Source organism: Janthinobacterium sp. LM6 (genome assembly GCF_002002885.1).
Classification (GTDB): domain Bacteria; phylum Pseudomonadota; class Gammaproteobacteria; order Burkholderiales; family Burkholderiaceae_D; genus Janthinobacterium; species Janthinobacterium kumbetense.
Map to the genome: position 1 here is coordinate 1,341,311 of NZ_CP019510.1, position 22,845 is coordinate 1,364,155.

At 60.9% G+C, this 22,845-nt stretch carries 16 protein-coding genes and 1 pseudogene; 9 read left to right on the forward strand and 8 right to left on the reverse strand.

All coding sequences use genetic code 11. The annotated features are described in order from the left end of the window. The first annotated feature begins 256 nt into the window (after positions 1–256). The 4 genes from BZG29_RS05985 (at position 257) to BZG29_RS06000 (ending at position 6,862) form a co-directional block, all read left to right on the forward strand. Positions 257–2,680: a TonB-dependent receptor gene (locus tag BZG29_RS05985; protein ID WP_077400005.1), complete on the forward strand. Its 2,424-nt coding sequence runs from the start codon at positions 257–259 to the stop codon at positions 2,678–2,680. A 197-nt stretch (positions 2,681–2,877) separates the two neighbouring features. Then, the gene (locus tag BZG29_RS05990) at positions 2,878–4,545 is read left to right on the forward strand and encodes a bifunctional metallophosphatase/5'-nucleotidase (protein WP_253192796.1); all 1,668 of its coding nucleotides are present in this window, start codon (positions 2,878–2,880) and stop codon (positions 4,543–4,545) included. A gap of 17 nt (positions 4,546–4,562) precedes the next feature. Further along, on the forward strand, positions 4,563–5,792 hold the full coding sequence (locus BZG29_RS05995) for a phospholipase D-like domain-containing protein (protein WP_077400008.1): 1,230 nt from the start codon (positions 4,563–4,565) through the stop codon (positions 5,790–5,792). 2 nt (positions 5,793–5,794) lie between these two features. Beyond that, positions 5,795–6,862 carry a S1/P1 nuclease gene (locus BZG29_RS06000; RefSeq protein ID WP_077400011.1) on the forward strand — a complete coding sequence of 356 codons (1,068 nt, stop codon included), beginning with the start codon at positions 5,795–5,797 and terminating at the stop codon, positions 6,860–6,862. Between the two features lie 57 nt (positions 6,863–6,919). Here the strand turns inward: BZG29_RS06000 and BZG29_RS06005 are convergent, their stop codons facing one another. Further along, positions 6,920–7,684 (reverse strand): DeoR/GlpR family DNA-binding transcription regulator, encoded by a 765-nt coding sequence (locus BZG29_RS06005; RefSeq protein WP_077400014.1) that lies wholly within the window; start codon positions 7,682–7,684, stop codon positions 6,920–6,922. Between the two features lie 85 nt (positions 7,685–7,769). Between BZG29_RS06005 and BZG29_RS28415 the strand changes: the two are divergent. Beyond that, positions 7,770–8,354, forward strand: a pseudogene (locus BZG29_RS28415) (NUDIX domain-containing protein); the annotation flags it as partial. 473 nt (positions 8,355–8,827) lie between these two features. Here the strand turns inward: BZG29_RS28415 and BZG29_RS06015 are convergent. The 7 genes from BZG29_RS06015 to BZG29_RS06045 form a co-directional block, all read right to left on the reverse strand. Beyond that, on the reverse strand, positions 8,828–9,799 hold the full coding sequence (locus BZG29_RS06015; RefSeq protein ID WP_034754516.1) for an ABC transporter permease: 972 nt from the start codon (positions 9,797–9,799) through the stop codon (positions 8,828–8,830). Between the two features lie 4 nt (positions 9,800–9,803). Next, positions 9,804–10,883, reverse strand: coding sequence for an ABC transporter permease (locus BZG29_RS06020; protein ID WP_035824975.1), 1,080 nt, complete (start codon positions 10,881–10,883; stop codon positions 9,804–9,806). Next, positions 10,880–12,409, reverse strand: a complete 1,530-nt coding sequence (locus BZG29_RS06025) for an ABC transporter ATP-binding protein (protein ID WP_077400020.1) — start codon at positions 12,407–12,409, stop codon at positions 10,880–10,882. The genes BZG29_RS06020 and BZG29_RS06025 overlap by 4 nt, the downstream gene beginning before the upstream one ends. Positions 12,410–12,490: 81 nt before the next feature. Continuing rightward, positions 12,491–13,486: a BMP family ABC transporter substrate-binding protein gene (locus BZG29_RS06030; protein ID WP_035824980.1), complete on the reverse strand. Its 996-nt coding sequence runs from the start codon at positions 13,484–13,486 to the stop codon at positions 12,491–12,493. 379 nt (positions 13,487–13,865) lie between these two features. After that, entirely contained in the window at positions 13,866–14,768 is a 903-nt protein-coding gene (locus BZG29_RS06035) for a LysR family transcriptional regulator (protein ID WP_077400023.1), read from the reverse strand. 85 nt (positions 14,769–14,853) lie between these two features. After that, the gene (locus BZG29_RS06040; protein ID WP_077400026.1) at positions 14,854–15,783 is read right to left on the reverse strand and encodes a pseudouridine-5'-phosphate glycosidase; all 930 of its coding nucleotides are present in this window, start codon (positions 15,781–15,783) and stop codon (positions 14,854–14,856) included. Between the two features lies 1 nt (position 15,784). Continuing rightward, a complete protein-coding gene (locus BZG29_RS06045) occupies positions 15,785–16,942 on the reverse strand; it encodes a carbohydrate kinase (RefSeq protein ID WP_077408979.1) in 1,158 nt (385 codons plus the stop codon). Between the two features lie 370 nt (positions 16,943–17,312). Between BZG29_RS06045 and xapA the strand changes: the two genes are divergently transcribed. The 4 genes from xapA to BZG29_RS06065 all read left to right on the forward strand — a co-directional run bounded on the left by xapA (position 17,313) and on the right by BZG29_RS06065 (position 22,813). Then, positions 17,313–18,152, forward strand: coding sequence for a xanthosine phosphorylase (gene xapA, locus BZG29_RS06050; protein ID WP_077400029.1), 840 nt, complete (start codon positions 17,313–17,315; stop codon positions 18,150–18,152). A gap of 117 nt (positions 18,153–18,269) precedes the next feature. Beyond that, positions 18,270–19,463 (forward strand): phosphopentomutase, encoded by a 1,194-nt coding sequence (locus BZG29_RS06055; protein WP_077400032.1) that lies wholly within the window; start codon positions 18,270–18,272, stop codon positions 19,461–19,463. Next, a complete protein-coding gene (gene deoC, locus BZG29_RS06060) occupies positions 19,460–20,419 on the forward strand; it encodes a deoxyribose-phosphate aldolase (RefSeq protein ID WP_077400035.1) in 960 nt (319 codons plus the stop codon). Before BZG29_RS06055 ends, deoC begins: the two co-directional genes overlap by 4 nt. 42 nt (positions 20,420–20,461) lie before the next feature. Then, the gene (locus tag BZG29_RS06065) at positions 20,462–22,813 is read left to right on the forward strand and encodes an aldehyde dehydrogenase family protein (RefSeq protein ID WP_077400038.1); all 2,352 of its coding nucleotides are present in this window, start codon (positions 20,462–20,464) and stop codon (positions 22,811–22,813) included. Positions 22,814–22,845 lie beyond the last annotated feature (32 nt).

Genomic DNA, 22,845 nt, shown 5'->3' on the forward strand with positions numbered 1-22,845 from the left:
AAAAAAAAACGTATTTGTCAGCCTACAGACCTTAATGCATAGTTGGACGGCGAAGAATCGAATAAGTCATTTTTGCTATCGCTTTTGTGACAATTCAGGATGTCTAGCGGCTCCTGTCACATTGCGGTCATATCCGTGTAACGGATTTGAAATATTCGATCTTTATACTGCCGTGTCTAGTTGGATAGTTTCCGTGTTTCACCACAATATAAGCAAGTCAAAATCTTGTAAGTTACACACACTCTAGGGGGTTCAAATGCAGTTCATTCAACAACCAAAATTGCGACTAAGTATGATCGCAGTGGCATGTCAACTGGCTTGCTTCGGCATCTCCACTGCGCATGCGCAAAGTGCAGAAGGCACGGTATCGCCATCGACGGTGACCGTTACCGGGAAAAAAGTTGGTATGGGCTTGATGGTGCAGGAAGATGCGCCAAAGGCACGCAGTACCGTGACGGCCGAGGAGTTGGCAAAGCAGCGTCCAACCGGCAATGCATACGATGCCCTGACTCTGTTGCCATCGGTGAACACCTATGGCTACGATGCGACTGGTCTGTTTGGTGGCGGCTTGGCCATGCGCGGTTTCAACAGCGACCAGATCGGCGCGACGGTGAATGGCGTGCCAGTGAATGACTCCGGTAACTTCGCTGTATTTCCACAAGAATATGTAGACCAGGAAAACACCTGCTCGCAATTTGTGACCCAAGGCTCGACCGACGTTGATTCTCCACAAGTGGGTGCAACCGGTGGTAACTTTGGTATTACTACCTGCGATCCAGAAGATAAATTCCGTGTACGCGTCATGCAAACTCTGGGCCAGTTGAATCTGGCAAAGTCGTATGTGCGTATCGATACCGGCCGTTTTGCCAATGACAAAGCGAAGGCATTCATGTCGGTGTCGAATGCGCAAGCGGATAAATGGAAAGGCAAGGGCAAAGCCGATCGTACTCACGTTGACGTTGGCTTCAATTACGACTGGAACCGTTTCAATTACATTCACGCTTCTATCGGTTATAACCGCGCGATTAATAACAACTTCCGCTCGCTTACGCTGAAAGAGCTGGCCACCGAAGGTTACGACGCTGACTACAGCTCCACTTATGCTGGCCAGGCTGCACTCAGCCCGGGCAAGGCAAGCGCTTCCGGTCCTCAAGCAGGCACCGGCCAGCCAGCCGCTTACTACAAGCTGGCCCTGAACCCATTCGAGAACGTCATCGCATCGGCGATCGGTAAATTCCGTCTGGCCGAAGATCTGGATCTGAAAGTCGTGCCTTACTACTGGTATGGTTTCGGCACTGGCGGCGTGCAGCAAAATACGCTGAAAGAAGCCGGCGGCTTCCTCAATCCTGTCACCGGCAAGATCGCCGCCAGCAAGGATGTGAACGGCGACGGCGACAGCCTCGACACCGTATCGATCTATCGCGGCAGTCTGACCCGTACTCATCGTCCTGGCGTTACGACTTCGATCACGTATAACGTGGGCGATCACCAGATCCTGGGTGGCATCTGGTACGAGCGTGCGAATCACCGTCAAACGGCACCAGGCCAATTGGTCAATGCAGATGGCTCCGCACCGGATATCTGGCTGCGCAACAACCTGATTACCCGTCCGGACGGCACCTTGTATCAAAACCGCGATTGGGAGACGATCAGCACTGCTTACCAGGCGTTCTTGCAAGATACCATCACATTGATGGACAACAAGCTGAACATTAACATCGGTGTGCGCGCTCCATACATCAAGCGTGATTTCACCAATAACGCCAGCGAAGGTAGCAATTCGCAAACCACGTACAACGTGTCGAAGACGTACTCGGATGTGTTGCCACAATTGGGCGCGCGTTACCGTGTTACCAACGACGACCAGATCTTTGCCAGCCTGGCGAAGAACATGCGTGCGCCGAACAACTTCGTGCTGGCACCGAACAATCCGCCGTACGTGACTGTGACGAATGGTGTTGCCACCATCGTCAAGGACGTCAAGCCTGAAGTGTCGTGGAGCCTGGACGTTGGCTACCGTCATCAAACCAAGGATATTTCGACCTCGCTGACCGCTTTCTACACGGACTTTAAAGATCGCCAGGCAACCGCAATCGATCCAAACACATTGACCAGCCTGACGACCAACGTAGGCAAAGTGCGTAACAAAGGTATTGAGCTGGAAGTCGGCAACACACCGATCAACGGCTGGTCGGTTTATGGTTCGCTCGGCTACCTGAAGACCAAGATGGAAGATGATCTGGCCGTGGTCGCCAAAACCGTCAATGGCAAAACCATTGTTGGTTATGCACCAACCGCTGGCAAGAATTTCTCCCTGTCGCCTAAGCTGAAAGCCGGCTTGAGCGCCTCTTATGAAACCAACGCCTGGTATGTTCGCGTAAAAGCCCGTTACACCGCCTCGCAATACGCTACGCTGGTGAACGACGAGGAAGTACCAGCGTACACTCTGGTTGACCTGGATGCGGCATATCAGTTGCCAACTTTCGGCATGTTCAAGAATCCTAAGCTGACCTTGAACGTATCGAATTTGTTGAACCGCGAGTATCGCAACCCAAGTTCCGGTACGGGTATTGGCGCCAATGATATTGTTACGGCTGCCGGTACGTTCGCAGGTCGCGCACCAACTTACTACATGGGTGCACCGCGCTTCGCGTCGGTCACCTTGCGCGTCGACTTCTAAGCATGGCTGTCAACTTCGTGACTGCCCTGCACGGCGGGCGCGGAGTTGTCTCCACCAGGCTGAGATAGCAAGAGTACAGGCCTTCGGGCCTGTTTTTTTATGGGTAAGGATGTTTCACTGTCTTTGCCATTGGCGCCGCCCCGTCCAGGAGTCTCCGCATGATCCCATCCCTTTCCCTCCACCGGCCTCCATCGAGGTTGCCACGTCTGCTCCTGCTTGCCCTGTTGATGACCGGTTGCGCCACCCATCCCGCGGCGCCCGTCGATATCAACCTGGTCGCCCTGAACGATTTTCACGGCAACCTTGATCGCAGCAAATTTACCTACACGAGCGTCGCCGATGCCGAGCGCAGGACGGTGCAGGCCGGCGGCATCGATACCTTGTCCGGCGCCCTGACGGCCTGGCGGCGCGAAGACGCGCAGCTGATTTTTGTCGGCAATGGCGACCTGGTCGGCGCCAGCCCCGCCATGTCGGCCCTGTGGGCCGATGAACCGAGCATCGTTGCCATGAACATGCTGGGCATGAAGGCCAGTTCGGTCGGCAACCATGAATTTGACCAGGGCAAGGCGGAATTGCTGCGCCAGCAGCGCGGTGGCTGCGAATCGTCGCGCGCCGACAAGGCGTGCCAGTTCACGCCCGACTTCAAGGGCGCCAGCTATACCTATATGGCGGCCAATGTCATCGACACGCAGACGGGCAAGCCCCTGCTGCCGGCCTACCGCATCGAAGAGGCGCATGGCGTCAAGGTGGGCCTGATCGGCGCCGTGCTGAAAGATACGCCGTCCGTGGTGACGGCCGCCGGCATTGCTGGCCTGCAATTCGGCGATGAGGCCGACGCCATCAACGCCACCTTGCCGCAACTGCGCGCGCAGGGCGTGGGCGTGTTCGTCGTGCTGCTGCACCAGGGCGGCGAGACCAAGGAATCCGTCGACCAGCCCGATTGCAGCCACCTGAAGGGCGAAGTGGTCGATGTCGTGAAACGTCTCGACCCGGCGATTCAGCTGGTCATCAGCGGCCACTCGCACCAGGGTTATTTGTGCCGTGTCGATGGCCGCTTGGTGACGCAGGCGCAGATGGGCGGACACATGTTGACGCGCATCAAACTCAAGGTCGATCCCGTCAAGAATGCCGTTGTCGATGCCAGCGCGCAAAACGTCGTCATGTTGCCAGGCATGTATGAGCCGGACCCTGCCGTGGCAGCCTACCTGGAATCGGTCAAGCAGCGCAGTGCGGCCGAATTGTCGCGCCCCGTGGCCGCCATCGCCGTGCCGAACGTGGGCCGCAGCACCAAGGGCGGCGGCGCTTCCCCGCTGGGCGACCTGGTGGCCGACAGTACCCTGTTCGGCGCGCGCGCTGCCGGCGCGCAAATCGGCCTGATGAATAATGGCGGCATCCGCAAGGATCTGGAAGCGGGTGCTGACCTGATGACGAACGTGGGGCAGAACCAGGCCGTGGTGCCGTTCGGCAATACCCTGATCGTCGTCAGTCTTTCCGGCGCGCAAATCCGTACCTTGCTTGAACAGCAATGGCCGGGCGAAGAGGCCGGCGAGGGCAATCTGCTGCAAGTGTCCGAAGGTTTTACTTATCGCTGGGACAGCACGCAGCCGCAGGGCCAGCGCGTGTTGGCTGCCAGCATCATGCTGAATGGCAGCCCTATTGACGATAATCAACAATACCGTGTCGCCGCCAACAGTTTCCTGGCCGGCGGCGGCGACCGCTTCACCGTGCTGGCGGCCGGCACGCGCCGGCTGGACACGGGCGTGCGCGACATCGACGCCTTCAGCAATTACCTGATCGCCCGCGCACGCGCCGGCAAGCCGGCTGGCAGCGCCACGGCTGCCGGCCGCATCGTGCGTGTCAAATAACATTACAAGGAATAACCATGCGTCGTTTATTTGTTTCCGTTCTTCTCTCCAGCCTGTTCGCGGGCACGGCCCACGCCGATTTCACCATTCCCGGCTTTGAGCTCGTACACACCTCGCCCGTGGAAACGAGCTTGACGAATCCCGACCTGCGCGAGCCCGTCACCGTGTGGAGCGAGCTGTTTGATTCGGCCAAGAAAGAAATCGTCATCGCCCAGTTCTATGCCGTCAGCAAGCCGGGCACGGCCTTTGAAAAAGTGCTGGCGAGCCTGACGGCCGCGGGCCAGCGCGGCGTGAAAATCCGCTTCCTGCTGGACCAGAAGGGCGTGGGCCTGTCGGAAGCGGCGACCATCGCGCAGATCAAGGCGATCCCGAACCTGGACTTGCGCCTCATCGATTTCAATAAAATCACGGGCAACGGCATCGTGCACGCGAAATACCTGGCCGTCGATGGCCAGGCGGCATACATCGGCAGCCAGAATTTCGACTGGCGCTCGTTCGAGCACATCCATGAGACGGGCTTGAAGATCACGGAGCCAGGCATGGTGAGCCAGGTGCAAGCGATTTTCGAGCAGGATTGGCAAGCCCAGGCATTGACGTCGCAAGGCAGCCGCGCCACGGTGCTCAACAGCAAGGTCGTGCCGGCCAACTACGCGCAAAACGCCTTCCTGCTGGCCAGCCCGAATGCCTACAACCCGGCCGGCGTGGGCGACTCGGAAACGGGCTTGCCCGCCTTGCTGGCGGAAGCGAAAAGCGAAGTGCGCATCCAGCTGCTCGACTATGCGCCCCTGTCCTACGGCCCGAACCGCACGCGGCCTTATTACGCCGTGATCGACAACGCCGTGCGTGCGGCTGCCCAGCGTGGCGTGAAAATCAAGCTGATGGTGTCCGCCTGGAACACGGAGGCGCCTGCCATCGCTTACTTGAAAAGCCTGGCCCTGCTGCCGAACGTGGAAATCCGCATCGTGACGATTCCTGCGGCGTCGACGGGCTTCATCCCGTTTGCGCGCGTGATCCACAGCAAAACCATGAGCATCGACGGCAAGCTGGCCTGGGTCGGCACGAGCAACTGGGCGGGCGGCTATTTTGACTTGTCGCGCAACCTGGAAGTGGTGCTGCGCAACGATGCCATGGCGCAGCGTATTGCCGCGCTGCATGAGCAGACGTGGAGTTCGGCGTATGCGCAGCCCATCGATATCAACAAGCAATATCCGAAGCCGGCCAAGGCGGCGCCGCAAGGCAAGGAGTGAACATGAAAAAACTGTTGACGGTGCTGGCGCTGGGCGCGGCTTTCTCCTCCGGCAATGTGCTCGCCTGGGGCAACGACGGTCACCGCGCCGTGGGCGCCATCGCCGACCAATTGCTCAAGGGCAGCGCGGCGCAGGCGCGGCTGGAGAAATTGCTGTTGCCGGGCGAAAGCCTGGAAAAGATCGCCAACTGGCCCGACTGCGTGAAGGGCACGTATTGCGGCCCGCAATCGCCGGAAATGTTGACCTATGTCGCGGCGAACCCCAAGCATGGCGAATACCATTACACGAACGTGCCCTTCCAGAACGCGCATTACCACGACCATGGCGTGGGCACGGCCGACGACGATATCGTGCAGACGCTCAAGCAGGCGATTCTGGTGCTGCAAGGCAAGGCTGATGCGGCCAGTAATCCGCACGGTTTCAGCCAGCGTGAAGCTTTGATTTTGATCACGCACCTGGTGGGCGATATCCACCAGCCCCTGCATGTGGGCAATGCGTTTCTCGGCAAGGATGGCCAGTTCTTCGTGCCCGCCACGCAGGAGCAGATTGACGACGTCGCCATTTTCAATGCGCGCGGCGGCAACGACCTGTTGCTCGATGATGCGAAGATGACGGCGCTGTCGGACGCCGTGATTCCTGCGCCGCTGCCGGCAGACGCGGACGCCAAGCCGGCCAGCGCGTATCCGAAGTCGCCCACCAAGCCCCTGCATTCGTATTGGGACACGACCGTCGTCGATTACGCCATGCGCCGCCTGAGCACGCGCACGCCGCAGCAGTTCGCGCGTACCGTGATCGCCAGCGCGCCTGTGGTGAGCGCCAATAGCGGCGACCCCGCCACCTGGCCGTATCAATGGGCCGATGCCTCGCTGGCGGCGTCAAAGATTGCCTTCACGGACGTGGTGGCCGGCCCGGCCACGCAGCAGACCAGCCGCAAGGGCGATGTCTACAACGTCTGGAACTTGAACGTGCCGGACAATTATCCCGTGCCCAGCTCGGCGCTGGCGAAGCAGCAGTTGATCGAGGGCGGCTATCGTCTGGCCGCCGTGCTGCAGGCGATCTGGCCGCAGTAAAGTGTCATGCTGGCCGCAGTAAAGTGTCATGCGAAAGCGGCCTGCGGGCCGCTTTTTTCATGCCAGGGTGATGCTGATCCCCATCTCGCGGTAGGGCGCGACCAGGGCGTCTTCCACGTCGCGGTGCACGATGATGTCGTTGACCTGGCTCAAGGGCACGATTTGAAACGGCGAGGCCGTATTGAACTTTTCCGGCGAAGCCAGCACGACAGTGCGGCTGGACGCCTCGCTCAGCGCGCGTTTCACGCACGCTTCTTCATAATCGCCTGTGGTGATGCCCGCTTGCGGATGCAGGCTGGACACGCCCATGAAATACAGGTCGGCGCGGATGCGGCCGATGGCTTCCACGGTGGCCGCGCCGACACCCACGATCGAGTGCTTGTACAGGCGCCCGCCCAGCATCAGCACCTCGACGCCAGGGTGAGTCACCAGTTCGACGGCAATCGAAGGGCTGTGCGTGACGATGGTGGCGCGCAACTCCCGCGGCAGCTGGCGCGCCAGTTGCACGGCAGTCGTGCCGCCATCGAGAAACACCACTTGTCCCGTTTGTATCATGGCGCCCGCCGCACGGCCGATGGCGGGCTTGGCTTCCAGTGAAAGCTGTTCACGCCCCGCGAACGGCGCCAGAGCGGGCGAACGGGGCAGCAAGGGCAGGGCGCCGCCGTGCACGCGCTCCAATAAACCCTCTTTCGCCAGTTCGCGCAGGTCGCGGCGTATCGTGTCTTCCGACAAGCCCAGGCTATCGCTGACGGTCTTGGCGACGATCTGGCCTTCGCGCTGGAGCAAGTCCAGCAGGTATTGCTTGCGTTGATGTGTTAGCATGATTTTTCTTGTATTTTCTTGATATTGCACGAGTTTGCATGATAAAGTCGGCAAAGGCAAGCATATACAAGCACAAGGAGACACTATGCGCGAAGAAAATAGCAAGCAGGAACGGGTCCGCATCCACGGCGTGCAGACCCTGTCGCACGACTGGTATTTATTGCAGAAAACCACGTTCGACTATCTGCGCCGCGATGGACAGTGGCAGACGCAGACGCGGGAAACCTATGACCGGGGCGATGGGGCCACCATCTTGCTCTACAACAAAGTCAAACGCACGGTGATTTTGATCCGCCAGTTCCGCTTTCCCACCTACCGCGAAGGCCACGACGGTTTCCTCATCGAATCGGCCGCCGGCTTGCTGGAAGAGGCCAGCGCGGAACAGCGCATCCGCGCCGAGGTGGAAGAAGAAACGGGCTATGCGGTGGGCGCCGTGCATAAAGTGTTCGAGGCTTTCATGAGCCCCGGTTCCGTGACGGAGCGCCTGCACTTCTTCGTTGCCGAATACGATCCGGCCAGCCGCATCGGCGACGGCGGCGGCCTGGCGCACGAAGGGGAAGACATCGAAGTGCTGGAACTGCCCCTGGCGCAAGCGCTGCGGATGGTGGCCGATGGCCGCATCTGCGACGGCAAGACCATCATGCTGCTGCAGCATGCGCAGCTGCACTTGATGCCGCGCAAAAGGGGACTGCAGATTTTAGTGGCTGGCCCGTATCGTTCCGGCACGGGCGACGCCCCGGCCTTGATGGCGCGCAATGTGGCAGCAATGGAAGCCGTCTGCCTTCCGTTGTATGAAAAGGGACACATGCCCGTGCTCGGTGAATGGCTGGCCTTGCCCATGCTGGCGCTGGCAGGCTCAAGCCGGGTGGGCGATGCCGTGTACGAGGCATTGTTTCACGCGCATGCGACGCGTTTATTGAGCCATTGCGATGCCGTGCTGCGCCTCGGCGGCGCGTCCCAGGGTGCCGACCAGATGGTCAACGTGGCGCGCAGCCTGGGGCTGGCCGTGTTTTTCTCGCTGGACGAGATTACCCAGGCGTAAAAAAAGCGAAGCCCGCGGGCTTCGCTTTTTGTCATTTTAGGGAGCGCCTGAAAAATGCCCAGGGCAAGGCAACGACGCCATGGGTATTTTCTCAGGTGCTCTTAACGCGATTTTACAAAGGGGATACCGATAGCCTTCGGTGCGATGGATTTGGCCATCAAGCCTGCCAGCACGATCACGGTGACGACGTACGGCACCATCTGGATCAGCGAGCCGGGGATGCGGCCCACGACGGGCAAGTCCACGCCTTCAATCTGAATCTGGATGGCGGCAAAGAAGCCGAACATCAGGCAGCCGAGGAAGGTGTAGACGGGACGCCAGTTGCCGAACACCATGGCCGTCAGGGCCAGGTAGCCGGCGCCGGCCGACATGTCGCGCAGGAAGAAGCCGCTTTGCACGATGGCAAGATATGCACCCGAGAACGAGCACAGGATGCCGGCCACCAGCATGGCCAGGTAGCGCGTCGCTTCCACGCTGACGCCGGCCGAGTCGGCCGCATGCGGGTTTTCGCCGCAGGCGCGCAGGCGCAGGCCGAAACGCGTGTGGTACAGCAGCCAGTGCACGAGCGGAATCAGCAGGAATGCCACGTAGACGAGGATGGAATGGCCGCCGATCAGGTGGGCATACACCCAGCCGATGAAGGGAATGTGTTCTACGTACTGTGTGCCCGGCAATACCACGTCGAACAGGCGTGCCGAGCCGAGGTCCGGCGTGCGGCCGCCTTGCTGGAAGAAAAATTGCGCTAGCACAAACGTCAGTCCGCTCATGGCGATGTTGATCGCCATGCCGGCCACCAGCTGGTTGCCCTTTTGCGTGATGCTGACATACGCTTGCAGCAGGGCAAGGGCGACGCAGACGAGCATGCCGGCAGCCATGCCGTAGTACGGGTTTTGCGTCGTGTAGGCCACGGCGGCGGAAGCGAAGGCGCTGGCCAGGATCTTGCCTTCCAGGCCGATGTCGATCATGCCGCTGCGTTCGGCAAACAGGCCGGCCATGGCGGCAAAGATCAGGACGGGCGCATTGCGCACGGTCGATACCAGGATGCTGGCGAATTGAAAGTCGTCGAGTGTCATGGTGTTAGCCTTTGGTGCGCTTGAGCAGGGCGGAAATGGCCGGTGCGTAGAAGTTTTCCATGGCGCCGCAGAACAGGATGATCAAGCCCTGGATGAAAATGAAAGTTTCCGTCGGGATATTCGGTTTTTCCAGCGACAAGTCGAAACCACCCTGTATCAGCGCGCCGAACAGCACGGCTGACAAAAAGATGCCGACCGGATGCTGGCGGCCCATCAGGGCGATGGCGATGCCGATGAAACCGGCGCCGCCGACGAAATTGAGCGACAGATAATGCGTCGAACCCATGATGGAATTGACGGAACCCAGGCCCGCCAGCGCGCCGGAGATCAGCATGACGATGATGATCATCTTGCTGATCGACACGCCCGCATAGTGGGCCGCGTGCTTGTTGAGGCCCGTGGCGCGCAGCTTGAAGCCCCACGACGAGCGCCAGACCATCACGCCGTAGATGACCAGCGCGGCGATCGCCAGGATAAAGCTGATGTTCAGCGGGGTGTCGCCCAGCGACGGGAACCAGGTGGACAGGCGCGGCATTTCGCCGCTTTCCGCAAACACGCGGCTGGCCGTGTTCTGTTCGCCCGGCGGGATCAGGTATTTCACGATCACGAAGTTCATCAGGCTGGCGGCGATGAAGTTGAACATGATGGTCGTGACGACGATATGGCTGCCGCGCTTCGCCTGCAGATAGCCGGGCAAAAAGCCCCACAGCGCGCCGAACAGGGCCGCGCCGATCATGGCGGCGGGAATCAGCAGCCAGGCGGGCAGGGTCTGGTCGAAAGCCAGCATGGCGACAGTGAGGCCCAGGCCGCCGATATACATCTGGCCTTCGGAACCAATATTGAACAGGCCGGCCTGCATCGCCACCGAGACCGACAGGCCCGTGAAAATGAAGGTGCTGGCGTAGAACAGGGTATAGCTCAAGCCTTCCGGATTGAGGATGGCGCTGTGGACGAGGATCGACAGCGATTCGGCCGGGTCTTCGCCCAGCATATAAATCACCAGGGCAGCGACCAGCAAGGCCGACAGCAGGTTTAACATGGGCATGACAAAGGCTGTCGCCCAGCGTGGCAAGTCGTTATTCATGATTTATGCATTCCCCCCATCAACAGACCGATGCGGGTGGTATCGAATTCTTCAATTTTCAGTTCGCCGGTGATGCGTCCGCCGCACATGACGAGGATGCGGTCGGCCAGCGCCCGCACCTCCTCCAGTTCGACGGACACCAGCAGGATCGCCACGCCCGCGTCGCGCAGGGCCAGCAATTGCGTATGGATGCTTTCGATGGTGCCGATGTCGACGCCGCGCGTGGGTTGCCCCACCAGCATCAGTTTCGGCTTGGCCAGCACTTCGCGCGCGATCACCACCTTTTGCTGGTTACCGCCCGACAACAAACCGATGCGCAGGTCCGGATTGGCCGGGCGCACGTCGAAAGTCTTCAGCAATTGCGCGCAGCGGGCGCCGATAGCCTTGAAGTTGAACAAGCCCCAGCGGTTTTTCAGGTGGTCCTGGTAACCGAGGATGGTGTTTTGCATGACGGAAAAATTTTTCACCACGCCATCGCGCAAGCGGTCTTCCGGAATGTGGGCGATGCCCAGTTCGCGGAAGGCCAGCGGCAAGCCGTCGGCATCGTGACGCTTGGCAAACGGCAAGTCCTTGTCGAGGAAGCGCAAGGTGCCGGACGTGGGCAAGCGCATGCCGGACAGGATTTCCAGCAGCTCGCTCTGGCCATTGCCCGAAACGCCCGCGATGGCGACGATTTCGCCGGCGCGCAAGTTGAAACCTATGTCGGCCAGCAATTTGACTTGCTGCTCGTCGGCCAGTTGCAAACCGTCAACCTCCAGCACCGTGGCGCCCGGATTGTACGGCGCGCGGGGCAGATGGCTCTGGATGGGGCGGCCGACCATCATGTTGGCCAGTTCCTCTTTCGAGGTGCCGGCCGTGGCGACGGCGCCGACCACCGTGCCGCCGCGCATGACGGTGACGTTGTCGGTGATTTCCAGGATCTCTTGCAGCTTGTGCGTGATCAAGATGATGGTCTTGCCTTGTTCCTTGAACAGGCGCAAGATTTCAAACAGCGACGCCGTTTCCTGGGCCGTCAGCACGGCCGTGGGCTCGTCGAGGATCAGGATATTGGCGCTGCGGTAAATCTGCTTGAGGATTTCCACGCGCTGCTGCGCGCCGACGGAGAGGTCTTCGATCTTTGCCAGCGGGTCGACGTCGAGGCGGTAGCGGGCGCAAATCTCGCGCAACTTCGCTTCCGCTTCCGCGCGGTGGCTGGCCAGGCGAAAACCGCCTTCCGTGCCCAGCATGATATTGTCGAGGACGGTAAAGTTCTCGACCAGCATGAAGTGCTGGTGCACCATGCCGATGCCGAGGTTGATCGCTTCCTGGCTGTTGCGGATAGGCTGTACTTTTCCGTCGAGCAGGATTTCTCCGCCGTCGGCACGGTAATACCCGTACAGGATGCTCATCAAGGTCGATTTGCCGGCGCCGTTTTCCCCCACCAGGCCGTGGATACTGCCCTTGGCGATGGAGAAGCTGACGTCGGCGTTCGCCTTCACATGTCCAAACTGCTTGGAAATGCTGCGAAATTCTACTGCTGGCTGCATAGGTTCATAACTGGATAGTTTCATGGAAACGCGCCGCGCGGAGACTGGCCCCGGCGGCGCGCTAAAAGATACGGAGAAAAATTAAACCGGGCAGCTGCTGCCGACGCGGTAATCGATCACTTTGATCTTGCCATCGATAATGTCCTTACGCGCACCCAACACGCGCTTTTCGATTTCCGGCGTGATCAGCTTGCGGTTGTTCGCGTCGAGCGCCCAATCCACGCCGCCTTCTTTCAAGCCTTTATAGCTGACGCCGCCCTTCCAGGTGCCGTTCTTGACTTGCATGAAGCTGTCGTAGACGGTGTTGTCGACGCGCTTGACCATCGAGGTCAGGATGCTGCCTGGATACAGATGATTCTGGTTCGAATCGACGCCGATGGCCAGCTTGCCTTTTTCCTTGGCCATTTGCAGGGTACCCATGCCGCTGCCGCCAGCGACGGCGAAGACGACATCGACGCCGCGCTCGAATTGCGAGCGGGCCAGTTCGCCGCCCTTGGCCGGGTCATTCCAGGCGCCGGACGTGGTGCCGACCATGTTTTGCGTGATTTCCGTCTTCGGATTGACGGCTTTCGCGCCTTGCGCGTAGCCGCAGGCGAAGTTGCGGATCAGGGGAATATCGATGCCGCCGATGAAGCCGACCTTCTTGCTCTTGCTGGCCATGGCTGCAGCCACGCCCACCAGATAGGAGCCTTCTTCTTCCTTGAAGACGACGGAATTGACGTTGCTGCCGGCGGCCTGGCCGTCGATCAGCACGAATTTTACGTTCGGGAATTCCTTGGCGACCTTTTGCACGGCTTGCGTTTGCGCAAAGCCGATGGCGGCGATCATGTCGAGTTTCTTGCGGGCCAGGCCACGCATGACTTGCTCGGCTTGCGTATCGCTGGAGGCTTGCACTTCGATGAAGGAAATGCCCGTGTCTTTTTTGAAGCGCGAGGCGCCTTCGAAAGCGGATTGGTTGAACGACTTGTCGAACTTGCCGCCCGCGTCATACACGACACCCAGTTTTGGGGTAGCCGCGGACGCTTGAGCAGTCAGAAATACGGCTGCGATCGTCAAACTAAATTGTGTAAGTTTCATGAATTGGCTCCTGGAAGATCGATATTGTATATTTTTTATAGGTGAAACATATAATTTGGGGCCGATTTAGCCTGTTTTTGATGCACGAGGTGATAATTCCTTATCAACATTGCACTGTATTGCACAAGATCATTGCTGACCTCGACTGCTTTTATGTCGACAATGTGATGCTCATGCAACAGTCGATCCCGTCTCTTTTATAGGTACAACATCGAAGGGGGCTGCCGGAGCGGGCTGGGATGCGCCGTCAGTTGACGGGCAGGGCAAGCACGGGACCGGCGCCGCGATGGGCGTCCGAATCACTATGCATCATGCCAGATATGTATGACAAATACGTTTTTGTTTAACTATTTATATGAAAGCCATATAAATTGCGGCCTCAAGCGGCGGGGGGATTCAGGATATTCAAGAAGGCCCGCACAACGGGTGCGTCGTCCAGCGTGGTGTAGCTGATATACAGGTTGGCCGACGGCGGATTGGTCTTGATCGGCAGAAACACCACGCCGGGCCAGCCGATACGGCTCGTCGTTTCCGGCACCAGGGTCACGCCCAGGCCCGCACCGACCATGGCCAGCAGGGTTTGCGGTTCGCTCGCTTCCTGGAAGATCACGGGTTCGAAACCGGCATTGATGCAGCATTGCACCAGATAGCGGGGAAACGCGGATTTGTCGAGGTTCAGGGTCAGCATCGGCTCGTGGGCGATGTCGATCAGTTCGATGGACGTGTTTTTTGCCAGCGGGTGGTGTTCATTGACGGCGACGCAGACGTTTTCGCGGAAGCACAGTTCCTGGCGTAAATTGTCGTGACGCAAGTCGTCGTCGTTGAGCTTGGGTTCGCGCCAGAAGCCCACGTCGATCTGTTTGGCGCGCAAGGCTTCGTATTGCACCGTGGGACCAAATTCATGGATGGTCCAGCTGACGCGGGGAAATTTGGTCTGGAATTCTTCCAGCAGGCTGGGAATGGGGCCCCACATGGCAGAGCCGACGATGCCCACGCGCAAGCGGCCCACTTCGCCGCGGTCGATCTGGCGGATGGTGTCGATGGTCATGCGCATCTTGGCCAGCAGGTCGGCCGCCTCGTTCATCAGCGCCTTGCCCGCCACGGTCAGCTCGAACGTGCGCGTGGTGCGCGCAAACAGGCGTACGCCCAGTTCGCTTTCCAGTTTCATGATCTGCTGGCTCAGAGGCGGCTGCGAGATATGCAGGCGCTCGGCGGCGCGGCTGAAGCTTTTCTCCTCGGCAACGGCAAGAAAATACTTTAACTGTTTCAGATCGATGGACATGCTTTCCTTGGCGTTGCGTGTTGCTAGGCGATGGAACGGCGCACGAACCCGTGAAGACGCGTGCGCTTTCTTTACAGCAGTCCTATTATCGTGCCACGACTGCCTGCATGGCAATGGCCAGCGCGGTGCCGACTTGGGCATTGTGCTTGACCAGCGCGATATTCGTCGCCAGGCTGCGGCCATCCGTCAGCTGCTTGATGCGCGACAACAGGAATGGCGTGACTTGCTTGCCCTTCACGCCGCCCGCATCCGCTTCCTGCAGCGCCTGCGCGGTGATGGCATCGATCTCTTCCTTGGGCATGGCTTGCGCGGCCGGCACGGGGTTGCTGACGATCACGCCGCCTTTCAAGCCCAGTTGCCACTTGGTGCCGATGAAGGCAGCCTGTTCGGCGGCCGTATCGAGGCGGAAATCGGCCTTGAAGCCGCTTTCGCGCGTGAAGAAGGCGGGGAAGCCTTCCTGGCCCACGCTGATGACGGGCACGCCATGGGTTTCCAGGTATTCCAGGGTCAGGCCGATGTCGAGGATGGATTTCACGCCCGCGCAGACGACGGCGACCGAGGTGTGCGCCAGTTCCTGCAAGTCGGCGGAAATGTCGAAGCTGGTTTCCGCGCCGCGGTGCACGCCGCCGATGCCACCCGTGACGAACACGGAAATACCTGCCAGTTCCGCGCAGATCATGGTGGCGGCCACGGTGGTGGCGCCCAGCTTGCCCTGTGACAGGACGAACGGCAGGTCGCGGCGGCTGACTTTCATGGCGTCGGGCGAGGTGCCCAGCAATTCCAGTTGCTCGGGCGACAAGCCCACGCAGATCTTGCCGCCGATGATGGCGATGGTGGCCGGCACGGCGCCGCCGTCACGGATGATTTGCTCCACTTCGCGCGCCATTTCCACGTTTTGCGGATATGGCATGCCGTGCGAAATGATGGTCGATTCCAGCGCCACGATGGCCTTGCCGGCGGCGCGCGCGTCGAGCACTTCTTGCGAGAACAAGAGGAAATTCTGTAATTGAGTCATGTTAATCCTGTTGAAAGAGGGTAGGTGGGGGCGGCGCCAGGTCGGCGTCGTCAATGTTGTCGAGCGCGCTGGCGGAAATCTGGGGGGAGACGGTGGCAGCCGATTCTAGGGTCATGGCAGCCAGTTTCAGGCCGCGCCGGCATGCCAGTTTCAAATCGCTGCTGTCGTGGTAGAGCGACCAGCAGACGGCGGCGGAAAACGCGTCGCCGGCGCCCGTCACGTCGACGGCGTCCACTTCGCGCGCGGCCAGGTGCACGACAGGCGCGTCCAGGCTGTCGCCATCCGTGAAGTACACGCCTTCGCCGCCGCAGGTGACGATCACCTGGCGCGCGCCCTGACGCTGCACTTCGCGGCAGGCGGCGCGTACCTCGAACGCCGTGGGCAAGGCCCGCGCCACGCGCGTTTCCAGTTCGCCACGGTTAAGGATCAGCAAATGCAAGCCCGTCAGGTCTTGCGGCAGGTGCGCCATCTTCGGCTGCGAGACGGCGACGATGACCAGCGGTGTCGCGTGGGCCGCGTCCTGGCGCGCATCGGCCAGCAGCGCCTGCACGCTGTCGTGGCCCAGGTTCAGGTCGCAGACGGTGAGGGCGGCGGCTGCGCGCTGCGGCTGGCGGCTGTGCAAAAAGGCGGGTGTCAGCTGTTCGTAGAGTTGCATGTTGGCCATGGCCAGCAGCATTTCGCCATGTTCGTCGAGCACGGCCGTGTAGGTGCCGCTGCTGGTGTTGCTCAAATGCAAGCTGCCGCGCATGTCGATGCCCGCGTCTTCCGCGTGCGTTTGCAGCGCGTGGCCGGCCGCGTCGTCACCCAGCGCCGTCAGCAGGGCGACGGGAATGGACAGGCGGGCCAGGTTTTCCGCGATGTTGCGGCCGACGCCGCCAAACACCTCTTCCGAGCGCACGGGATTCGAGGTGCCCATCTGCAAGGTCGCCAGCGTGCGCATCTTGCGGTCGAGGTTGGCGGCGCCTATGCACAGCACGGGACGGCTGTCGGGCAGCACGTAGGCGCGTCCCAGCAGGCGTCGTTCGCGGATCAAACCGGCGATGTGGCCGGCGACGGCCGAGCGCGACAAGCCCAGTTCGCTCGCCAGGTCTTGCTGCGAGATGAAGGGGTTGTTGCGGATCAGCGTGTACAGCTGGTCTTTTTTATTGGTGTCGGTCACAAGGTTTTCGCTGAAGGTTTTAAACATTTGTCTGCGACTGTAAACATTTGTCTTTAATGTGTCAAGCCCGTGTCAAGTGCACGCAAAAAGCGGTCGTATGGAGCTTGTATGCATGCATTTTCGGGGCATGGCAGGTCTGGGCTTGCCTGGACTATAATGTCGGCCATTTATATTTGAATTGTATAAATGGGCAAGAAAAATGGTATTTGCCATACATATTCCGTTTGATGCATAGTGGCGGCAAATAGTGGCAATACGCATTTCGATATACCTGTAACACCATACTTAGCCGATACCTGGGCCGCAGTCCTTCACCGGGCTCGGCCGTACAGGCAGCAACCCATCATCATTAGTCAATCAGAGGATAACCATGTCGAACAACAGCCCTTTCCACGCCGCCGAAATCATCCGTGCCCGCGCTCCTGCAAATTTCAAGCCGCGCGTGGCGATGATCCTCGGCTCCGGCCTGGGTGTGTTGGCCGAGCAGATGACGGACGCCGTCAGCATCAGCTTTGACGAATTGCCAGGCTTCCCGATCAGCACCGTGCACGGCCACGCCGGCGAACTGGTGGTCGGCACCCTGTCGGGCGTCGCCGTCGTCTGCATGAAGGGCCGTGGCCACTTCTATGAAGGCTATGGCATGGGCGTCATGACGAGCGCTATCCGCACTCTGAAACTGCTGGGCTGCGAAATGCTGTTCGTCACCAACGCCGCCGGTTCCCTGCGCCCAGAAGTGGACGCGGGCAGCCTGGTCGCCATCAGCGACCATATCAACCTGTTGCCTGGCACGCCGATGGTCGGCCCGAACGACGACCGCTTCGGCCCGCGCTTCTTCAGCATGGCCAATGCCTACGATGCGGACCTGCGCAAGCTGGTCGCGGACACGGCCGCCGCGAACGGCATCACCCTGCATGAAGGCGTGTTCGTCGCCTACCCTGGCCCGAACTTCGAGACGGCCGCAGAAATCCGCATGATGGCGCGCCTGGGCGCCGACACGGTCGGCATGTCGGTGGTACCGGAAGTGGTGTCGGCCCGTCATTGCGACCTGAAAGTGGTGGGCGTGTCCGTCATCACCAACCTGGCCGAAGGCATGTCGCCATTCGCCCTGTCGCACGAGCAAACCCTGAAATACGCGGCCATCGGCGCGAAAGACCTGGTCAAGCTGATCCTGGCTTTCCTCTCCAAAGTCGCTGAAAAACCGCAAGCCTAAGTACTTTTTTATGCAGTAGCGGCGCGCCGGCCACCGGCGCTGTCGCGCGGCAGGCCGGGAAAATCCGGCCTACACTGTTCGCATCATCTTCGCATCACTCCTAAAGCGAGCCTTATCATGTCACGCGCATTTATCCTCCTGCTTGATTCCTTCGGCCTTGGCGCGACGCCAGACGCCGCCAAGTATGGCGACGCAGGTGCCAATACCTTTGGCCACATTGCCAGCACTGTCGCCAAAAGCGGCAAGACCTTGAAACTCCCGAACATGGAACGCCTGGGCCTGGGCGCCGCGGCGCACCTGGCCAGCGGCGAATGGGCCACGGGTTTCGACCAGCGCGACGGTTTCACCGGCGCCTACGGCGCGGCGCGCGAGCGCTCCACCGGCAAGGACACGCAGAGCGGCCACTGGGAAATCGCCGGCGTGCCCGTCGAATTCGACTGGGGCTACTTCCCCCGCACGACGCCATCGTTCCCGGCCGACCTGACCGACAAGCTGAAAGCCATGTCCGGCGTGCCGGGCTTCCTCGGCGACTGCCATGCCTCGGGCACGGACATCATCAACAAGCATGGCGATGAACATGTCGCCACCGGCAAGCTGATTATCTATACCTCGGGCGACTCGGTGATGCAGATCGCCGCGCACGAAGAATCGTTCGGCCTCGAACGCCTGTATGACGTGTGCGAAATGGCCTTCAAGCTGGTCGAACCGTACAACATCGGCCGCGTCATCGCCCGCCCGTTCACGGGCAGCAATGGCAACTACACGCGCACTTCCAACCGCCACGACTATGCGGTGGCGCCGCCAAGCAAGACCCTGCTCGACCACGTCAAGGATGCGGGCGGCGAAGTCGTCGGCCTGGGCAAGATCAGCGATATTTTCGCCACCCAGGGTATTTCCAGAGTCGTGAAGGGTGTCGACAACATGGCGCTGTTTGAAGCGCTGTTGAAGACGGCCGATGAAGTGCAGGACAAGTCGCTCACTTTCGTGAACTTCGTCGATTTCGACCAGGCGTTCGGCCACCGCCGCAACGTCGAAGGCTATGCCGACGCGCTGCGCGAAATGGATGCGCGCCTGCCGGAATTCATGGCCAAGCTGAAGGAAGGCGACCTGGTCGTGATCACCGCCGACCATGGCTGCGACCCGACCTGGCACGGCTCGGACCACACCCGCGAACACATTCCGATGATCTTCTTCGGCCCCGGCGTCGCCCCGCGCGCACTGGGTATTTCCGAGACGTTCTCCGATATTGGCCAAACCCTCGCCAAGCACCTTGGCGTACCACCACTTGCTAATGGAACCAGCTTGTTATGACACTCATGCACCCCGAATTCAAGCGTAACGAGGCCGTCGGCCTCGACCTGGGCTGGATCAACCAGATCCGCGTCAACCGCGCCGCGACGGACCGCCGCGCGGCCAGCCTGGCGAATCGCCGTACCGTGAAAAAGGAATACCAGGCCGCCTGGCTGGTGAAAGCCATCCAGATGATCGATCTGACCACCCTGGGCGGCGACGATACGCCGGGCCGCGTGGAGCGCCTGTGCATGAAGGCCATGCGCCCGCTGCGCGCCGACCTGATGGACGCGCTGGGCCTGACGGAACTGAGCACCGGCGCCGTGTGCGTGTACCACGAGATGATCCAGCCGGCCGTGAAAGTCATCCAGGGCCGTTTGCCCATCGCCGCCGTGTCGACCGCCTTCCCGGCCGGCCTGACAAACATGGAAACGAAGCTGCGCGAGATCGAACTGTCGGTCGCCGCGGGCGCTTCGGAAATCGATATCGTCATCACGCGCCAGCATGTCCTGAACGGCAACTGGCAAGTGCTGTACGACGAAATGCTGGCTTACCGCAAGGCGTGCGGCGAAGCGCACGTGAAGGCGATTCTCGCCACGGGCGACTTGCTGACCATGGAAAACGTGGCCAAGGCGTCGTGGGTCTGCATGATGGCCGGCGCCGATTTCATCAAGACCTCCACCGGCAAGGAAAGCGTCAACGCCACCATCCCCGTGGCCCTGACGATGGTGCGCACGGTGCGCGAATACTACGAGCAGACCGGTTTCAAGGTGGGCTTCAAGCCGGCCGGCGGCGTCAGTTCGGCCAAGAGCGCGCTGCAGTTCCTGACCCTGATGAAGGAAGAGCTGGGCAACGAATGGCTGCAGCCGCACCTGTTCCGCATCGGCGCTTCCAGCCTGCTGACCGACATCGAGCGCCAGCTCGAGCACTACGTCACCGGCAGCTACTCGGCCAATCATCGTCACGCACAACCTTAAAGAACAATCGTCATGCCAACAATTAACGAGATTCTCACTACTATGGACTACGGCCCTGCTCCCGAAAGTCAAAAAGAAGCGCAAGCGTGGCTCGACGGCCACCAGCGCAAGTTCGGCCTGTTCATCGACAACGCCTGGAGCGAGCCGGCCGAACTGTTCGCCTCGACCAATCCGGCCGACGGTACGCAGCTGGCCGAACTGACGCAAGCCACCGATGCGGACGTGGAACGCGCCGTGGAAGCGGCGCGCCGCGCGCTGTCCGTATGGCAAGGCATGGGCGGCCATGGCCGCGCCAAAGTCATGTACGCGCTGGCCCGCTTGCTGCAAAGGCATTCGCGCCTGTTCGCCGTGCTCGAAACCCTGGACAACGGCAAGACCATCCGCGAAACGCGCGATATCGACCTGCCGCTGGCCGCGCGCCATTTCTACCATCACGCCGGCTGGGCGCAACTGCAGTCGGAAGAATTCGCCGACTACCGCGCCGTGGGCGTGGTGGGCCAGATCGTGCCGTGGAATTTCCCGCTGCTGATGCTGTCGTGGAAAATCGCCCCGGCCCTGGCCGCGGGTAACACGGTGGTCTTCAAACCGGCCGAATTCACGTCGCTGACGGCCATGCTGTTCGCTGAATTGTGCCTGCAGGCGGGTGTGCCGGCGGGCGTGGTCAATATCGTCACCGGCGACGGCAGAGTGGGCTCGGCCATCGTCAACCATCCGGGCGTCGACAAGATCGCATTTACGGGCTCCACGGAAGTGGGCCGTCTGATTCGCGAGGCGACGGCCGGCAGCGGCAAGAAGCTGTCCCTCGAGTTGGGCGGCAAGTCGCCGTTCATCGTCTTCGAAGACGCGGACCTGGACGGCGCCGTGGAAGGCCTGGTCGACTCGATCTGGTTCAACCAGGGACAAGTGTGCTGCGCCGGTTCGCGCCTGCTGGTGCAGGAGTCGATCCAGGATCGCTTCCTGAACAAGGTGCGCGCGCGCATGGAAAACCTGCGCCTCGGTTCGCCCCTGGACAAGTCGATGGACGTGGGCGCGCTGGTCGACCCCGTGCAGCGCCAGCGCATCGCCGCGCTGGTCGATACCGCCCGTGCCGAAGGCTGCGACGTGTGGCAACCGGCGTGCGAATTGCCGGCTGACGGTTCGTGGTTCCCGCCCACCCTGATCACGGGCGCGTCCACTTCCGCCGCCGTGGCACAGGCTGAAATCTTCGGCCCCGTGCTGGTGGCCATGAGCTTCCGCACGCCGCCTGAAGCGGTGCAATTGGCGAACAACACGGTGTACGGCCTGGCCGCCAGCGTGTGGACCGAGTCGATCAGCCTGGCGCTGGACATCGCTCCGGCCATCAAGGCTGGCGTGGTGTGGATCAACAGTGCCAACCAGTTCGACGCGGCGTGCGGCTTCGGCGGCTACCGCGAATCGGGCTTCGGCCGTGAAGGCGGACGCGAAGGCATGCTGGAATACATGACGGCCCTGGCCGAAGATGCGCGCCCGGCCTTGCCGGTGGTGCAAGCGAAAGCCAAGGCCAACGTGAAGCCGGCGGCAGCCGATCCGTTCGCCATCGACCGCACGGCCAAGATGTACATCGGCGGCAAGCAGGCGCGCCCTGACAGCGCCTACAGCACCCCTGTGTTCGGCGCGAATGGCGCCCTGCTGGCCGAAGTGGGCGTGGGCAGCCGCAAGGACATCCGCAATGCCGTCGAGGCGGCGCATAAGGCGTCCGGCTGGACCAGCGCCACGGCGCACAATCGCGCGCAAGTGCTGTACTACATCGCTGAAAACCTGGCAGCGCGCGCCGACGAATTCGCCGCCCGCATCGCCGCCATGACGGGCAGTAAAAATCCTGAGAAAGAAGTGCAGGCTTCGATCGAGCGCCTGTTCTATTACGCCGCCTGGGCCGACAAGTACGACGGCCTGGCGCACCAGCCGCCTACCAAGGGCATCACCGTGGCGCTGAACGAAGCGGTTGGCGTGATCGGCATCGTCTGCCCGAACGAGGCACCTTTGCTGGGCTTCATTTCGCTGGTGGCGCCGGCTATCGCGCTGGGCAACCGCGTGGTGGTGGTGCCGTCGGAAGCGCATCCGCTCTCCGCGCTGGATCTGTACCAGGTGTTCGACACGTCCGACCTGCCGGGCGGCGTCGTCAACATCATCAGCGGCAACGCCGATGAACTGGCGCGCACCCTGGCCACGCACGCCGACATCGACGCCGTCTGGCGCCATGACGGCTCCGCCGAAGGTTGCGCGGAAGTCGAGCGCCTGTCGGCGGGCACCCTGAAGCGCACCTGGGTCGGCGGCGCGAAGGGCCGCGACTGGTACAGCGCCGCGCAAAGCGGCGGCCGCGCCGTGCTGGCGCATGCGTCGCAAGTGAAAAACGTGTGGATTCCTTACGGCGTCTGATAAGTCACTAGCGTTACAAAGCTGGGGTCAGA

Bases quoted from the DNA above. Each gene is read 5' to 3' on its own strand.
- BZG29_RS05985 (WP_077400005.1), top strand. From the start codon at position 257: ATGCAGTTCATTCAACAACCAAAATTGCGACTAAGTATGATCGCAGTG.
- BZG29_RS05995 (WP_077400008.1), top strand. From the start codon at position 4,563: ATGCGTCGTTTATTTGTTTCCGTTCTTCTCTCCAGCCTGTTCGCGGGC.
- BZG29_RS06000 (WP_077400011.1), top strand. From the start codon at position 5,795: ATGAAAAAACTGTTGACGGTGCTGGCGCTGGGCGCGGCTTTCTCCTCC.
- BZG29_RS06005 (WP_077400014.1), bottom strand. From the start codon at position 7,684: ATGCTAACACATCAACGCAAGCAATACCTGCTGGACTTGCTCCAGCGC.
- BZG29_RS06015 (WP_034754516.1), bottom strand. From the start codon at position 9,799: ATGACACTCGACGACTTTCAATTCGCCAGCATCCTGGTATCGACCGTG.
- BZG29_RS06020 (WP_035824975.1), bottom strand. From the start codon at position 10,883: ATGAATAACGACTTGCCACGCTGGGCGACAGCCTTTGTCATGCCCATG.
- BZG29_RS06025 (WP_077400020.1), bottom strand. From the start codon at position 12,409: ATGCAGCCAGCAGTAGAATTTCGCAGCATTTCCAAGCAGTTTGGACAT.
- BZG29_RS06030 (WP_035824980.1), bottom strand. From the start codon at position 13,486: ATGAAACTTACACAATTTAGTTTGACGATCGCAGCCGTATTTCTGACT.
- BZG29_RS06035 (WP_077400023.1), bottom strand. From the start codon at position 14,768: ATGTCCATCGATCTGAAACAGTTAAAGTATTTTCTTGCCGTTGCCGAG.
- BZG29_RS06040 (WP_077400026.1), bottom strand. From the start codon at position 15,783: ATGACTCAATTACAGAATTTCCTCTTGTTCTCGCAAGAAGTGCTCGAC.
- xapA (WP_077400029.1), top strand. From the start codon at position 17,313: ATGTCGAACAACAGCCCTTTCCACGCCGCCGAAATCATCCGTGCCCGC.
- BZG29_RS06055 (WP_077400032.1), top strand. From the start codon at position 18,270: ATGTCACGCGCATTTATCCTCCTGCTTGATTCCTTCGGCCTTGGCGCG.
- deoC (WP_077400035.1), top strand. From the start codon at position 19,460: ATGACACTCATGCACCCCGAATTCAAGCGTAACGAGGCCGTCGGCCTC.
- BZG29_RS06065 (WP_077400038.1), top strand. From the start codon at position 20,462: ATGGACTACGGCCCTGCTCCCGAAAGTCAAAAAGAAGCGCAAGCGTGG.